We start from the raw sequence: 15,119 nt of genomic DNA, 5'->3' as shown, positions 1-15,119 counted from the left end.
TTTGAGCTAAATCACGATGGCGCGCATTGTATACCTCATGCTTTGCTGCGCGCACCGTGACCTAACTCAACGGTTAGTAAGCCGCCCGGTAGATTTTCTCGATATCAGCCGCGCTGAGCTGGCGCGGGTTATTGCGCATCAGGCGCTCGATACCTGCGGCTTCCGTGGCCATGGAGGCAATGGCCTCCTCGGGCACTCCGAAACTGCGCAGCCCGGCGGGGATCTCGACCGCAGCGCACAATCGCGTCATCGCCTCCACGGCCCGATCGGCAGCCTCGCTGACACTCAAGCCCGTCACATTCACGCCCATGGCTTGGGCAATATCCTGCATACGTTCGACGCAGGCCAACTTGTTCCAGTGCATGACATACGGCAGCAACAGCGCATTACTGACGCCATGGGCAATATTGAAACGCCCGCCCAGCGGGTACGCCAGCGCATGCACGGCACCGACTCCGGCGTTCCCGAAGGCCATGCCGGCCATGAGACTGGCGGTCGCCATATCGTCACGGGCCTGCAAGTTGGCCGGGTTGGCGTATGCCTTGGGCAGCGCGCTGGCGATCAGCTTGATCGCGCCGATGGCCAAAGCGTCGGTGATCGGCGAGGCGTTGAGTGACAGATAGGATTCGATGGCGTGCACCAGCGCGTCGACACCACTGGCTGCAGTGACACTGCGCGGGCAGGTCAGGGTCATCTGCGGGCTGATCAGCGCGACATCCGGCAGCAGATAGTCGCTGACGATGCCTTTTTTCAGCTGTGCGGCCTTGTCGGAGAGGATCGCCACATTGGTCACCTCCGATCCAGTGCCCGCCGTGGTCGGGATGGCAATCAGCGGCGGGCCTTTACGTGGCACCTGATCAATCCCGAACAAGTCCGCCAGCGCGCCGTGATAACCGGCATAAGCCGCCACGCTCTTGGCGATGTCGATGGCACTGCCGCCGCCCACGCCAATGAGGCCGTCATGCCCGCCTTCGCGGTACGCACGCATGCAGTCTTCGACAATGGCGATTTCCGGGTCGGGCAGTACGCGATCGAAGACTTCGTAGGCCCGATCGCCCAAATGTTCGAGAGCCAGGGCCACGGTGCCAGACTTGACCAGTGCCGCATCGGTGACAATCAGCGGGTTATCCACGTCCAGCCGGGTCAGTTCCGCGGCCAACTGCTCGATGGCGCCCGCGCCGGTCAGCAGTTTATGGGCGATCTTGAATGAGGAAGTACTCATGTGCGCGGCCTCTTGTGTATGGGGGGGCTGGCACAAGAATAGCTGCCCATCGCATGTTGTCTGCCATTCACTGGTTGAATGGTCACCGCCGATAACCGACGGGCAGAAAACCACGCCTCATATCACTGACAAATACTGACCAACCCATTAGGCTGCCCACATCACTTATGGCCGGAAATTAACCATGCTTTTTCTCCACCGTTCGGCACTGCCAGTGTTGTGCCTGTCGCTATTGTGTACCAGCGCCTTGCCTGTTCAGGCCGCCGACGCGCCAGCCCCCGCTGCCGAAAAACCCGCTGAGCGCCAACCCCTGCCCGAGCGCAGCCAGTCGCAAGCCAGCGCTCTGGAGCGGCAGATTCCGCAACCGGAACAACAACAGCTGCAAGCCGGTAGTGATTCATTTCTGGCCCTGTGGAAACCCGCCAACGGCGCAGAGGCCGAAGGTGTGGTGATTATCGTACCGGGCGCCGGGGAGAACGCCGATTGGCCGCAAGCAATCGCCCCCTTGCGGGGCAAGCTACCGGATGCCGCCTGGGGCACCTTGAGCCTGTCACTGCCGGACGTGAACGTAGACACCTTGCCGCCACGGGTCATCGAACCGCCCAAAGCCGCAGTCGATACCAGCAGCAAGGACGGCAGCACGGCCGCCAAACCGGTCGAACAGGCCGCCAGCGCCGAGGCCGAAGGCACTGACCCGGCGGTGGTGCCGGGTGCAGATGAACAGGACAAGACCGACGCCAAGCGCATTTTCGACCGCATCGACGCCGCCGTCGCCTTCGCCCAGACTCAAAGCGCCCGCAGCGTGGTGCTGCTCGGCCACGGCACCGGCGCCTGGTGGGCCGCACGCTACCTGAGCGAAAAACAACCGTCCCAGGTGCAGAAGCTGATCATGGTGGCCGGGAAAACGCCGGCGGCTCGCCAACCGGACCTGCAACAACTGGCGCCGAGTTTGAAGGTGCCCACGGCGGATGTGTTTTATCAAGACGCCCCGCAGGAGCGTAAAAACGCGCAGGAGCGTATCCAAGCGGCCAAGCGTTCAAAAAATGACGGTTACAAGCAGGTGTCGCTCACGGCGTTGCCCGGCAATAGCGCAGCAGAGCAGGAACAGTTGTATCGGCGGGTCCGCGGATGGCTCAGCCCGCAGGGCGGCGCAGACTGATCATTTAAGGCTTTTGCAGGAGCGAGCTTGCTCGCGAAAAACCCATGGGCGTCGCGTTTATCCAGGAAACACGCGTTATCGTTGACGTTTTTCGCGAGCAAGCTCGCTCCTACAAGAGGGCAAGTCCCCTCCCACATGAGAGTGAGCTCTCAGGCCAACAACCTCAGCGAAAATCCCGGCGCTCGCGAATCAGCGCATAAGCGTTATGCAGCTCCCGGGTGCGCTCGGTGGCTTCACGCACTTGGGCGGGGCTGGCGCCCGTACCGGCGATCTTGTCGGGGTGATGGCGGCTGAGCAGCCGACGGTAGGCGCGTTTGATCACCGAGGGCTCGGCGGTCGCCGTCACACCCAATATCCGCAACGCCTCCTGATAAGCGCCGCCACGATTGGCCAGCGGCTTGCGCTGCGGCGCGTAATCGGTTGCCAATGCCTGGAGCTGCTGCGGCGTCCAGCCCAGCCATTTGCCCCACAGGTCGATCAGGTCGCGCTCGGCGTCATCCGCCCGCCCGTCCGCCCAGGCCATGCGCCAACAGGCGCGCAATACACCTTCGGCCGCATGGGGTTGCGCCTTGAGCACACGCAGGTAGCTGCGCACGCGGTCGCTGCCGGACTTGCCTCGGTTGAAGGCGCTGATAGCGCGACGCTGGGCCGGCTCGGACATATCCAAAGCACGCATCTCCTGACGTGCCTGTTGGATATGCCCATCCACAATCCGGCCGTTACTCTTGGCCAACCGCCCCAACAGCACAAACAACAGTTCGTCATTGCGCCACGCCGGGCGCCCGCCCAGGCGCTCGCGCAACTGCGCCCAACTGTGCAGTTGCAAGCGACGATCCAGCGCCTGCCCCAGCAGTGCCCCCAACAAAGCCCCCGGAATACTGGCAATGGCAAAGCCAGCCCCGGCGCCGATCAGCGTCCCTGGCCACAACATTCTTACTGCTCCGCTGTCAGCAAGGTTTCGACCTGCGCCAAGCGCTCCAGCGTCCCGACATCCACCCAGCGTCCCGTCATGTGCTCCCCCGTTACCAGGCCTTTGGCCATGGCCGCGCGCAACAGCGGGGCCAACTTGAAAGCACCGGCGCTGCAACCCGCGAACATTTTGGGATCGAGCACTGAAATGCCACTGAAGGTCAGGTTATCGGCACCGGGCGCGGCATCATGAAGCACGCCGTGATCCAGGTAGAAATCTCCGCCCGAAGGATGATGCGCAGGGTTGTCGACCATCACCAGGTGCGCCAGGCCCTGGATCGGCTGCTTGAGACGGGTGAAATCGTAGTCGGTCCAGATATCGCCGTTGACTACCAGGAAGGGCTCGTCGCCCAGCAACGGCAACGCCTGGAATATTCCGCCCCCCGTTTCCAGCGGCTCACCCTCCGGCGAGTAGCGGATGCGCAGACCGAACTGGGCGCCGTCGCCCAAATAGTTTTCAATTTGCTGGCCGAGCCATGCATGGTTGATCACGATGTCGGTGAAACCGGCTTTCGCCAAGGCCTCAAGGTGATACTCGATCAGCCGCTTGCCGCCGGCTTGCACCAGCGGCTTGGGTGTATGCAGGGTGAGCGGACGCATACGCTCGCCCTTCCCCGCTGCCAGGATCATTGCCTTCATACAGTGGCCTCGGCGGGTTGGCGCAGGCTGGCAAGCAGCTCGCCCAGATCGCTCAACTCGGGCCGGTCGGCCAGCACCGCTTCTATATAGGCAAAGAAGCGCGGCACATCAGCCAGGTAACGCGGTTTGCCGTCACGGTGGCAAATACGCGAAAAAATACCAATGACCTTGAGATGACGCTGCACGCCCATCAGGTCGCTGGCACGCAGGAAATCTTCGAAGTCATCCTGCACCGGGATCCCCAACTGCCCGGCGCGCTGCCAGTAGCCGTGCTGCCATTCACGCACACGCGCTTGGGGCCAACTGAGGAAGGCGTCCTTGAACAGGCAGGTAATGTCGTAAGTCACCGGGCCGTAGACCGCATCCTGGAAATCCAGCACGCCGGGGTTCGGCTCACTGATCATCAGGTTGCGCGGCATATAGTCGCGATGCACCAGCACCTTGGGCTGGGCCAGGGCACTGTCGATCAATTGCGCGCTGGCGCGTTGCCATAGAGCTTGTTGCTCAGCGTCAAAGTCGATCCCCAGGTGACGGCGCACGTACCATTCCGGGAACAACTCAAGCTCGCGACGCAACAAAGCCACGTCGTAGCTGGGCAATGGTGCGTCCATCGGCAATTGCTGGAAAGCCAGCAGCGCATCGATGGCATCGGCAAATAATTGATCGGCGTTTTCAGCGTCAATCACATCCAGATAGGTTTTTCTGCCCAGGTCATTGAGCAAAAGAAAGCCGCGAGGCAAATCTTCTGCATAAATTTTTGGCACATTTATTCCTGATTTCGCCAGCAAATCCGCGATATCGACGAAAGGTTTGCAGTTTTCCTGGGGGGGTGGCGCGTCCATCACGACGAACGTATGGGCACCGCCCTCCCACCGGAAGTAACGCCTGAAACTCGCGTCACTGCTGGCCGCGGTCAATGTGGCCGGGGGTACGGGGCCCCAGTCCTGAGCGTTGAAGAGGATCGGCAACTGCTCATCCAGCCAGACTTCCAGCTGTTGTAAACGTAGATCTTGCTCGGGCATTACAAGGGTCTCCGACGGCGCTAGCCGTCAAGCGGGGCATGCTTTATTATCACGCATCTTTTTCAGACCATCGAGAGGCGTGCGGCCCAAACCGCGGGCAGATGGCACGCAGGAAGCCCGGACTAATAAGATGGCATTGAAATCCCCCGCGTTTCGTAGAAAATTTCCGTTGCTGGTAACCGGCAGTCTGCTGGCCTTGCAACCTTTCGCCACCTCATTCGTGGTCGCCGCGGAACAGTATGACTGCTCAGTCTCTGCTTCGGGTGCCTGGGATTGCGCGCCGAAGACCGCCGCAGCCCCGTTGCCACCGCGCCCGGTGCATGACGGTTCTGCCGTCAGCTCGGCCAACAGCACGCCGCAAGGCAAGGCTGGCGGCAGCGTCGACGCCGAACCCAAGACCGTGCTGGTCACCGAATCCAAGGGCCGTGGCCTGCGCTCGCGCAGCGCCGACTACAGCCACCTGGACTGGGTGCCTCGCGACAAGCTGACTGCAGCGCAGTTGGCCGAAACCGGCCCTTACTGCGGCGGCGCCTACATCGAGCCGACTCGTCCTGGCATGAACGACAAGACGGACAAGAGCGACGCGCCGACCTTCATCGGCGCCAAGGCCTCGCGTTACGAGCAGGAACAGCAGGTCGCCACCCTGGCCGGTGACGTGGTCATGCGTCAGGGCAGCATGCAGCTCGAAGCCGACGAAGCCAGCCTGTACCAGGCCGAGAACCGTGGCGAGCTGAACGGTAAAGTGCGACTGCGCGACAACGGCGCGCTGATCGTGGGTGACCATGCCCAGGTCCAGCTCGACACCGGCGCCGCCCAGATCGACAACGCCGAATACGTGATGCACAAGTCGCGCATTCGCGGTAACGCGCTGTACGCCAAGCGTGCCGAGAACGCGATCATCCGTCTCAAGGACGGTACGTACACCACCTGCGAGCCGGACAGCAACGCCTGGCAGCTCAAGGGCAACAACATCACGTTGAACCCGGCCACCGGTTTCGGTACGGCTACCAACGCGACGTTGCGGGTCAAGAACATCCCGATCCTGTACACCCCGTACATCTACTTCCCGATCGACGACCGTCGTCAATCCGGCTTCCTGCCGCCGAGCTTCAGCACCGGCAGCGAGACTGGCTTTACGCTGGTAACGCCGTACTACTTCAACCTGGCGCCTAACTACGATGCCACGTTGTACCCGCAATACATGACCAAGCGCGGCTTGTTGATGGAGGGCGAATTCCGCTATCTGACCAAGTCGAGTGAAGGGCAGTTTGGTGGGGCGTATCTTAATGATGATAGCGACGAGCGGAAGAAACAGACCGATTACGAAAAAACCCGCTATATGCTCAATTGGCAGCATAAGGGTGGGTTGGATTCGCGCCTGACGACTCAGGTCGATTACACCAAGATCAGTGATCCGTTCTACTTCCAGGACTTGAAGTCGTACCAGGAAGGCGTCGAAAGCCAGGATTTCCTGAACCAGCAGGGTTCTGTGAGCTACCGTGGCGACAGCTACCAGGCCGCCGTGAACTTGCAGTCCTACCAGTTGGCGACGATTTCTCAGATCACTCCGTATGATCGACTCCCGCAAATTACCTTTAACGGTACGCTCCCGTTTCAACCGGGTGGGCTGAACTTCTCTTATGATACCGAAGCAGTAAGGTTTGATCGTGACCTGCGTAGCGGCAGAGTTCGTGACAAGGATGGCGGCCCTTTAAATGCTGATGGCACTATCGGTGAGCGCCGCCTGGATGAAAACGTAACAGGTCTGACCCGTGCAAACGGTACTCGTCTGAACGTTGCGCCAGCCGTCTCTTACCCGATGAACTGGAGCTACGGTTTTATCACACCGAAGTTGAAATACGTCTATACCAAATACGATTTGGATCTTGATGGTAAGGGCAAGAACGAGATGGCCGCGGCCGGCCAGACATTCAACAGCTCGCAAGATCGTTCCGTGCCTATTGCCAGCATCGACAGCGGCCTGTATTTCGATCGCAAAACCACTTGGTTCGGTAAGGACTACAATCAGACCCTCGAGCCTCGCGCGTTCTACCTCTACGTGCCGAACAAAGACCAAAGTGACATTCCAGTCTTCGACACCAGCGAAAACTCGTTCAGCTACTCCTCGTTGTTCCGGGATAACCGCTTCAGTGGTTCCGACCGGATCGGCGACGAGAACAAGCTTTCCTTTGGCCTTACCAGCCGCTGGATCGAAGAAAACGGCTTCGAACGCCAGCGTGCCTCCATTGGTCAAGCGGTTTATTTCAAGGACCGTGAAGTTCAATTGCCAGGCGTCGACGCCAAGACACGTGATGATGCGCACTCAAACGTTTCTCCAATCGCGTTGGAATACGAGTTCCGCTTCAACCGCGACTGGCGCGCCACAGCCGACTACAACTGGGACACCGAAAGCCACGCCCCACGCTCCGGCAGCGCGATGTTCCACTACCAGCCAGAAGACAACCCGAACAAGGTCGTCAACCTCGGCTACCGCTATCGCAACGACCAAGTGGTCTACAACCAGCTGACCGGCAAATGGCAGTTCGGTGGTGACTACGGCACCCCGGGTCAAGAGAACTACGTGAAGGATTACTACAAAATCCAGCAACACGACTTCTCGATGATGTGGCCGATCATTCCTCAATGGAACCTGATCACCCGCTGGCAGTATGACTATGCCCGCAACCGCACCCTGGAAGCCTTCGGTGGTTTCGAGTACGACAACTGCTGCTGGAAACTGCGCGTCATCAATCGCTATTGGGTTTCCAACGACGAATACAGCCAGATCGCCCCGCTTAACGAAAAGGGTGACCACGGGCTCTTCTTCCAGATCGTCCTTAAAGGACTCGGCGGCCTGACCGGCGCCAAGGTAGAGAGCTTCCTCGACAAAGGCATTGAAGGTTATCGTGAACGTGAAGACAAAGCTTTCTGAGTGTTTGCGCCCGCTAGTGCTGGGCGCGCTGTTCCTGGGGACCGTTTCGGCACACGCCGCGGTTCAACAGCTGGATAAAGTAGCGGCCATCGTCGACAACGACGTGATCATGCAGAGCCAGCTGGACCAACGGGTCAAGGAAGTACAGCAAACCATCGCCAAGCGTGGCGGTGGTGTGCCGCCTACCAACGTTCTGGAACCCCAGGTACTGGAGCGTCTGATCGTTGAAAACCTGCAATTGCAGATCGGCGAACGCTCCGGCATCCGGATTTCGGACGAAGAACTGAACCAGGCCGTTGGCACCATCGCTCAGCGCAACAATATGAGCATTGACCAGTTCCGCGCCGCGCTGGCCCACGATGGCCTGTCCTATGAGGACGCCCGTGACCAGATCAAGCGCGAGATGATCATCAGCCGTGTGCGTCAGCGTCGTGTGGCCGAGCGGGTCCAGGTATCCGAGCAGGAAGTGAAGAACTTCCTGGCTTCGGACCTTGGCAAGATGCAGCTTTCCGAAGAACTGCACCTGGCCAATATCCTGATCCCGACACCAGACAGTGCCAGCGCCGAACAGCTGAATGCAGCCGCCGCCAAGACCCAGGCGGTGTACGACCGCCTGAAAGCCGGTGCTGACTTTGCCCAGACTGCTATTGCCGTCTCCGGCAGCGATAACGCACTGGACGGTGGTGACATGGGCTGGCGTAAAGCTGCACAGCTGCCACCTCCGTTCGATCGCGAGCTGAGCTCCATGGAAGTTGGCGGTATCACCCAGCCAGCACGCACCCCAGGCGGCTTCATCATCCTCAAGCTGCTCGGCAAGCGCGGCGGCGAGACCTCGCTTAAAGACGAAGTACACGTTCGTCATATCCTAGTCAAACCCAGCGAAATCCGTACCGAGGCACAAACCAAGGAACTGGCGCAGAAGATCTACGACCGCATCGAAAGCGGTGAAGACTTCGCCACCCTGGCCAAAAGCTTCTCTGAAGACCCTGGCTCTGCCCTTAACGGCGGCGACTTGAACTGGATTGACCCCAAAGCCCTGGTGCCCGAGTTCCAACAGGTCATGGCCGACACCCCGCAAGGCGTATTGTCCAAGCCGTTCAAGACTCAATACGGCTGGCATGTGCTGGAAGTCCTTGGCCGTCGCGCCACCGACAACACCAACCAGGCACGCGAGCAGCAAGCGCTCACCGTACTGCGCAACCGCAAATACGACGAAGAGCTGCAAACCTGGCTGCGTCAGATCCGTGACGAAGCCTATGTAGAGAACAAGCTGCCAGGCGCCGAGCAAACAGGCACCGACCAGGCAACCCAGTGAAACCCCAGCGTTTCGCGGTGACACCCGGCGAGCCGGCCGGCATTGGTCCTGACCTTTGCCTTCTGCTCGCCTCGCAACCTCAGCCACACCCCCTGATTGTCATTACCAGCCGCGACCTGCTCCTTGAGCGGGCCGCGCAGTTGGGCGTGGTCGTCAACTTGCTGGAGGTGGCGCCGGGCAATTGGCCGCACACACCCGCCCCGGCCGGCAGCCTGTATGTGTGGGACACCCCATTGCAGGCCGATGTGGTCGCCGGGCAACTGAACACGGCCAATGCAGCCTTCGTGCTGGAAACCCTGACACGCGCCGGGCAAGGCTGCATCGACGGTACCTTTGCCGGCATGATCACCGCGCCTGTGCATAAAGGCGTGATCAACGAATCCGGCATCGCGTTTTCCGGCCATACCGAGTTCCTGGCCGAGCTGACCCATACCGAGCAAGTCGTGATGATGCTGGCTACCCGTGGCCTGCGTGTTGCGCTGGTGACCACCCATCTGCCACTGCGCGATATTGCCGACGCCATCACCGCCGAGCGCATAGCGCGCGTCACACGCATCCTGCATGACGACCTGCAACACAAATTCGGCATTGCCCAACCGCGTATTCTGGTGTGCGGGCTCAACCCCCACGCCGGTGAAGGCGGCCACTTGGGCCATGAAGAAATCGACATCATTGAACCGACATTAGAGCGCCTGCGCCAAGAAGGCATGGACCTGCGCGGCCCATTGCCTGCAGACACTCTGTTTACCCCCAAATATCTGGAGCACTGCGACGCAGTGCTGGCGATGTACCACGACCAGGGGCTGCCCGTGCTGAAGTACAAAGGCTTCGGCGCTGCAGTCAACGTGACCCTGGGCCTGCCGATCATCCGCACCTCCGTCGACCATGGCACAGCCCTGGACCTGGCGGGCAGCGGCAAGATCGATACCGGCAGCCTGCACGTGGCCCTGGAAACCGCCTATCAGATGGCCGAGACCCGTATATGACTGAGCATTACCAACACCGGGCGCGCAAGCGCTTCGGGCAAAACTTCCTGCACGACGCTGGCGTGATCGACCGTATCCTGCGCTCCATCCACGCCAAGCCAGAAGACCGCTTGCTGGAAATCGGCCCGGGCCAGGGCGCGCTGACACAAGGCCTGCTGGCCAGCGGTGGGCAACTGGACGTGGTGGAACTGGACAAGGACTTGATCCCGATCCTCAACCAGCAGTTCGCCGGCAAGTCCAACTTCAACCTGCACCAGGGCGATGCGCTGAAGTTCGACTTCAATAGCCTCAATGCCGCGCCCAATAGCCTGCGGGTGGTGGGCAACCTGCCGTACAACATCTCCACACCGCTGATTTTTCACCTGCTGAACAACGCCGGGATCATCCGCGACATGCACTTCATGCTGCAAAAAGAAGTGGTGGAACGTCTGGCGGCCGGCCCCGGTGGTGGCGACTGGGGACGGTTGTCGATCATGGTCCAGTACCACTGCCGCGTGGAGCACCTGTTCAACGTAGGGCCTGGGGCGTTCAACCCGCCGCCAAAGGTCGATTCGGCCATCGTGCGACTGGTGCCTCACGCCGTGCTGCCGCACCCGGCCAAGGATCACAAACTGCTGGAGCGCGTGGTACGCGAAGCGTTCAACCAACGTCGCAAGACCCTGCGCAATACGCTCAAGGCCCTGCTGAGCAACGCTGAAATCGAAGCCGCCGGCGTCGATGGCAGCCTGCGCCCCGAACAGCTGGACCTGGCTGCTTTCGTACGCCTGGCCGACCAACTTGCCATCCAGCCAGCGCCAACAGAAGGATAAGGCTCAACGCGATCCAATGTGGGAGGGGGCTTGCTCCCGATAGGGGAGTATCAGTGGATACATTTTCAACTGACACATCGCTATCGGGAGCAAGCCCCCTCCCACATTTGGATCACGTATCTGGCCTAGTGCCCACCTCATGGCCTAGACTTACCCGCATCTGCTGTCCTTCGCTTTTAAGGCCTCTTGCATGTCCGATCCTCGCTATCAGATAGACGTCAGCGTCGTCACCCGCTTCCTGGCGGACCAATCGCAACCCGAACATAACCGCTTCGCCTTTGCCTACACCATTACAGTGAAGAACAACGGGCTGGTGCCGGCCAAGCTGCTGTCGCGCCACTGGGTCATCACCGATGGCGACGGCCAGGTCGAGGAAGTGCGCGGGGCAGGGGTTGTCGGCCAGCAACCGTTGATCGACAGCGGCGCCAGCCACACTTACAGCAGCGGCACGGTGATGACCTCCAAGGTCGGCACCATGCAGGGCTCGTATCAGATGAAAGCTACCGACGGTCATTTGTTCGATGCAACGATCAAGCCCTTCCGCCTCGCGGTGCCCGGAGCCCTGCACTGATGGCGACGTACGCGGTGGGCGACCTGCAAGGTTGCCTTGAACCTCTCAAGCGCCTGCTTGAGCGCGTAGCCTTTAACCCCGCAAGCGATCGCCTGTGGCTGGTGGGCGACCTCGTCAACCGCGGCCCACAGTCTCTGGAAACCCTGCGCTACCTCTATAGCCTGCGTGATTCGCTGGTATGCGTGCTGGGTAACCACGACCTGCACCTGCTCGCAGCCGGCAATAACATCGAGCGCCTGAAAAAGGGCGACACCCTGCGCGAGATCCTCGAAGCCCCGGACCGCGCCGAGCTGCTCGACTGGCTACGCCGGCAAAAACTCATGCACTACGATGAGGGCCGCAACATGGCCTTGGTGCATGCAGGTATACCGCCTCAGTGGACGCTGAAAAAAGCCCTCAAATGCGCCGCTGAAGTCCAAAGCGCACTGGCCGATGACACCCTGTACACCACCTACCTGGACGGGATGTACGGCAATGAACCGGTGAAATGGGACAACGACCTCAGCGGCATCACCCGCCTGCGCGTGATCACCAACTATTTCACGCGGATGCGTTTCTGCACCGCTGAAGGCAAGCTGGACCTCAAGAGCAAGGAAGGCGCCGACACCGCACTACCCGGCTACAAGCCCTGGTTCGCCCACAAGGAGCGCAAGACCCGCGATACGAAGATCATCTTTGGTCACTGGGCCGCCCTGGAAGGCAAATGCGACGAACCCGGCGTGTTCGCCCTCGACACCGGTTGCGTGTGGGGCGGCGCCATGACCCTGATGAACATCGACACCGGCGAGCGCTTCGGCTGCCAGTGTGAGCCCCCTCTTTCCATTACCCAGCCGGCCGCCGCCAAGCCATAGGAGCCCGCCATGACCGAATTCAAACGTATCCCTCCCAAAGACGCCCAAGTGCTGCGCGAGCAAGGCGCAGTAGTGGTCGATATCCGCGACCAGGCTACTTATGCGGCGACCCATATCACCGGCGCCCAGCATCTGGACAACGTCAACATCGCCGACTTCATCCGCGAAGCCGACCTTGATGCGCCGCTGATCGTGGCCTGCTACCACGGCAACTCCAGTCAGAGCGCCGCGGCCTACCTGGTCAGCCAGGGCTTCTCCGACGTCTACAGCCTGGACGGCGGCTTTGAGCTGTGGCGTGCGACCTATCCCGCAGAAATTTCCTCCAGCGATTCGCAATAATTTTTTTCACACCCCGCTACCCCGCGTGACGCTTGGGCTTGCGCCGTTTCTGACGAACGGCGCAGCCAAACTAATTGCGCATCACGCCTTGACCTCCCGGATTCCGAACTATCCTTAAGCGCAGGCCATCCGAATCAGGGGAGAGCCGGTACACCGGCGTACGGGTCATCGGTAGTGTTTCAGGGTGTTCTGGGGGGAAAACAGCCATTGGCGTACGTCAATGACTGCCAGCATCCGCTGATTGATCCGGCGTCGGCTCCACGTATCGAGCGAGGTGACGACGTCATGAGTATCTTTAGCCACTTCCAACAACGCTTCGCGTCCACGCAGCAGGAAGAACTCACGCTTCAAGAGTATCTCGAGCTGTGCAAGCAGGACCGCAGCACCTATGCCTCTGCCGCCGAACGCCTGCTGTTGGCGATCGGCGAGCCTGAGCTGGTGGAAACCGCCAACAATTCGCGCCTGTCGCGGATATTTTCCAACAAGGTGATCCGCCGCTATCCGGCCTTTGAAGACTTCCATGGCATGGAAGAATGCATCGACCAGATCGTCTCCTACTTCCGCCATGCCGCCCAGGGCCTGGAAGAGAAGAAACAGATCCTCTACCTGCTCGGCCCGGTCGGCGGCGGCAAGTCGTCCCTGGCGGAAAAGCTCAAGCAACTGATCGAGAAAGTGCCCTTCTACGCGATCAAGGGCTCGCCGGTCTTCGAATCGCCCCTGGGCCTGTTCAACGCCACGGAAGATGGCGCTATTCTCGAAGAAGACTTCGGCATCCCGCGGCGCTACCTCAACACCATCATGTCGCCATGGGCCACCAAGCGCCTGGCCGAATTCGGTGGTGATATCAGCCAGTTCCGGGTGGTCAAACTCTACCCGTCGATCCTCAACCAGATCGGCGTGGCCAAGACCGAACCCGGCGACGAAAACAACCAGGATATTTCGGCGCTGGTGGGCAAGGTCGATATTCGCAAACTCGAAGAATTCCCACAGAACGACGCTGACGCCTATAGCTACTCGGGCGCGCTGTGCCGGGCCAACCAAGGCTTGATGGAGTTCGTGGAGATGTTCAAGGCGCCGATCAAGGTGCTGCACCCACTGCTCACCGCTACCCAGGAAGGCAACTACAACAGCACCGAAGGCCTGGGCGCGATTCCGTTTACAGGGATTCTGCTGGCTCACTCCAACGAATCGGAATGGCACACCTTCCGCAACAACAAGAACAACGAAGCCTTTATCGACCGGATCTATATCGTCAAGGTGCCGTACTGCCTGCGGGTCAGCGATGAGATCAAGATTTACGACAAGCTGTTGTTCAACAGCTCCCTGGCCAAGGCCCACTGCGCACCCGACACCTTGAAGATGCTCGCCCAGTTCACCGTACTGTCGCGCCTTAAGGAGCCGGAGAACTCGAACATCTACTCAAAAATGCGGGTGTATGACGGCGAGAACCTCAAGGATACCGATCCCAAGGCCAAATCGATCCAGGAGTATCGCGACACGGCTGGCGTCGATGAGGGTATGAATGGCCTGTCGACGCGTTTTGCTTTCAAGATCCTGTCCAAAGTCTTCAACTTCGACCCTCACGAAATCGCCGCCAACCCGGTGCACCTGCTGTATGTGCTGGAGCAGCAGATCGAACAGGAGCAATTCCAGGCGGAAACCCGCGAACGCTACCTGCGCTTCCTCAAGGAATACCTGGCACCGCGCTACATCGAGTTTATCGGCAAGGAAATCCAGACCGCTTACCTGGAGTCTTACAGCGAGTACGGCCAGAACATCTTCGACCGCTACGTGCTGTACGCCGACTTCTGGATCCAGGACCAGGAATACCGCGACCCGGAAACCGGCGAAATCCTCAATCGCGTGGCCCTCAACGAAGAATTGGAAAAGATCGAGAAACCCGCCGGCATCAGCAATCCGAAGGATTTCCGCAACGAAATCGTCAACTTCGTACTGCGTGCCCGTGCCAACAATAACGGCAAGAACCCCACTTGGCTCAGCTACGAGAAGCTGCGGGTGGTCATCGAGAAGAAAATGTTCTCCAACACCGAGGATCTGCTGCCGGTCATCAGCTTCAATGCCAAGGCCAGCAAGGAGGATCAGCAAAAACACAACGACTTCGTCACACGAATGGTCGAGCGCGGCTACACCGACAAACAGGTACGGCTGCTCTCCGAGTGGTACTTGCGGGTGCGTAAATCGCAGTAAGGCAGCGACGAGCGAACGCTGCCAGGCGTCTTGCCTGGCGGCTGACCGCTTGTCTCTAAGCTTCCAGCTTGCGGCTTGAAGCTTGTAACGTGAAGCT

At 60.1% G+C, this 15,119-nt stretch carries 13 protein-coding genes; 9 read left to right on the top strand and 4 right to left on the bottom strand.

Annotated features, from left to right (window positions below; genetic code table 11):
- Positions 1 to 73: 73 nt before the first annotated feature.
- Entirely contained in the window at positions 74 to 1,222 is a 1,149-nt protein-coding gene (locus TX23_RS11530; protein ID WP_057702264.1) for an iron-containing alcohol dehydrogenase, read from the bottom strand.
- 184 nt (positions 1,223 to 1,406) lie between these two features.
- Here TX23_RS11530 and TX23_RS11525 point away from each other — a divergent pair, with 184 nt between their 5' ends.
- On the top strand, positions 1,407 to 2,381 hold the full coding sequence (locus TX23_RS11525) for an alpha/beta hydrolase family protein (RefSeq protein ID WP_057702263.1): 975 nt from the start codon (positions 1,407 to 1,409) through the stop codon (positions 2,379 to 2,381).
- A gap of 163 nt (positions 2,382 to 2,544) precedes the next feature.
- Here the strand turns inward: TX23_RS11525 and TX23_RS11520 are convergent, their stop codons facing one another.
- Genes TX23_RS11520 through TX23_RS11510 form a run of 3 tightly spaced genes read right to left on the bottom strand, consistent with a single transcriptional unit; the run spans position 2,545 to position 5,011 of the window.
- Positions 2,545 to 3,312 (bottom strand): TerB family tellurite resistance protein, encoded by a 768-nt coding sequence (locus TX23_RS11520; RefSeq protein WP_057702262.1) that lies wholly within the window; start codon positions 3,310 to 3,312, stop codon positions 2,545 to 2,547.
- A 2-nt stretch (positions 3,313 to 3,314) separates the two neighbouring features.
- Complete coding sequence (murU, locus tag TX23_RS11515) at positions 3,315 to 3,989, bottom strand: N-acetylmuramate alpha-1-phosphate uridylyltransferase MurU (RefSeq protein WP_057702261.1); 675 nt, start codon at positions 3,987 to 3,989, stop codon at positions 3,315 to 3,317.
- Positions 3,986 to 5,011, bottom strand: coding sequence for an aminoglycoside phosphotransferase family protein (locus TX23_RS11510; protein ID WP_057702260.1), 1,026 nt, complete (start codon positions 5,009 to 5,011; stop codon positions 3,986 to 3,988). Before TX23_RS11510 ends, murU begins: the two co-directional genes overlap by 4 nt.
- 130 nt (positions 5,012 to 5,141) lie before the next feature.
- On the opposite strand from TX23_RS11510, the gene TX23_RS11505 reads away from it, so the two are divergent.
- The 8 genes from TX23_RS11505 (at position 5,142) to TX23_RS11470 (ending at position 15,022) form a co-directional block, all read left to right on the top strand.
- On the top strand, positions 5,142 to 7,943 hold the full coding sequence (locus tag TX23_RS11505; RefSeq protein WP_057702259.1) for an LPS-assembly protein LptD: 2,802 nt from the start codon (positions 5,142 to 5,144) through the stop codon (positions 7,941 to 7,943).
- A complete protein-coding gene (locus TX23_RS11500; protein ID WP_157243911.1) occupies positions 7,924 to 9,258 on the top strand; it encodes a peptidylprolyl isomerase in 1,335 nt (444 codons plus the stop codon). The genes TX23_RS11505 and TX23_RS11500 overlap by 20 nt, the downstream gene beginning before the upstream one ends.
- Positions 9,255 to 10,244, top strand: a complete 990-nt coding sequence (gene pdxA / locus TX23_RS11495; RefSeq protein WP_057702257.1) for a 4-hydroxythreonine-4-phosphate dehydrogenase PdxA — start codon at positions 9,255 to 9,257, stop codon at positions 10,242 to 10,244. The genes TX23_RS11500 and pdxA overlap by 4 nt, the downstream gene beginning before the upstream one ends.
- Complete coding sequence (gene rsmA / locus TX23_RS11490) at positions 10,241 to 11,053, top strand: 16S rRNA (adenine(1518)-N(6)/adenine(1519)-N(6))-dimethyltransferase RsmA (RefSeq protein ID WP_057702256.1); 813 nt, start codon at positions 10,241 to 10,243, stop codon at positions 11,051 to 11,053. The genes pdxA and rsmA overlap by 4 nt, the downstream gene beginning before the upstream one ends.
- A 190-nt stretch (positions 11,054 to 11,243) precedes the next feature.
- Positions 11,244 to 11,624 (top strand): Co2+/Mg2+ efflux protein ApaG, encoded by a 381-nt coding sequence (apaG, locus tag TX23_RS11485; protein WP_057702255.1) that lies wholly within the window; start codon positions 11,244 to 11,246, stop codon positions 11,622 to 11,624.
- The gene (locus TX23_RS11480) at positions 11,624 to 12,475 is read left to right on the top strand and encodes a symmetrical bis(5'-nucleosyl)-tetraphosphatase (RefSeq protein WP_057702254.1); all 852 of its coding nucleotides are present in this window, start codon (positions 11,624 to 11,626) and stop codon (positions 12,473 to 12,475) included. Before apaG ends, TX23_RS11480 begins: the two co-directional genes overlap by 1 nt.
- 9 nt (positions 12,476 to 12,484) lie before the next feature.
- Positions 12,485 to 12,814, top strand: a complete 330-nt coding sequence (glpE, locus tag TX23_RS11475) for a thiosulfate sulfurtransferase GlpE (RefSeq protein WP_057702253.1) — start codon at positions 12,485 to 12,487, stop codon at positions 12,812 to 12,814.
- Between the two features lie 285 nt (positions 12,815 to 13,099).
- Positions 13,100 to 15,022 carry a PrkA family serine protein kinase gene (locus tag TX23_RS11470; RefSeq protein ID WP_003194732.1) on the top strand — a complete coding sequence of 641 codons (1,923 nt, stop codon included), beginning with the start codon at positions 13,100 to 13,102 and terminating at the stop codon, positions 15,020 to 15,022.
- Positions 15,023 to 15,119: the final 97 nt, after the last annotated feature.

This window comes from Pseudomonas paralactis (assembly GCF_001439735.1).
Taxonomy (GTDB): domain Bacteria; phylum Pseudomonadota; class Gammaproteobacteria; order Pseudomonadales; family Pseudomonadaceae; genus Aquipseudomonas; species Aquipseudomonas paralactis.
This window is presented reverse-complemented; position numbering and strand designations above follow the sequence as displayed.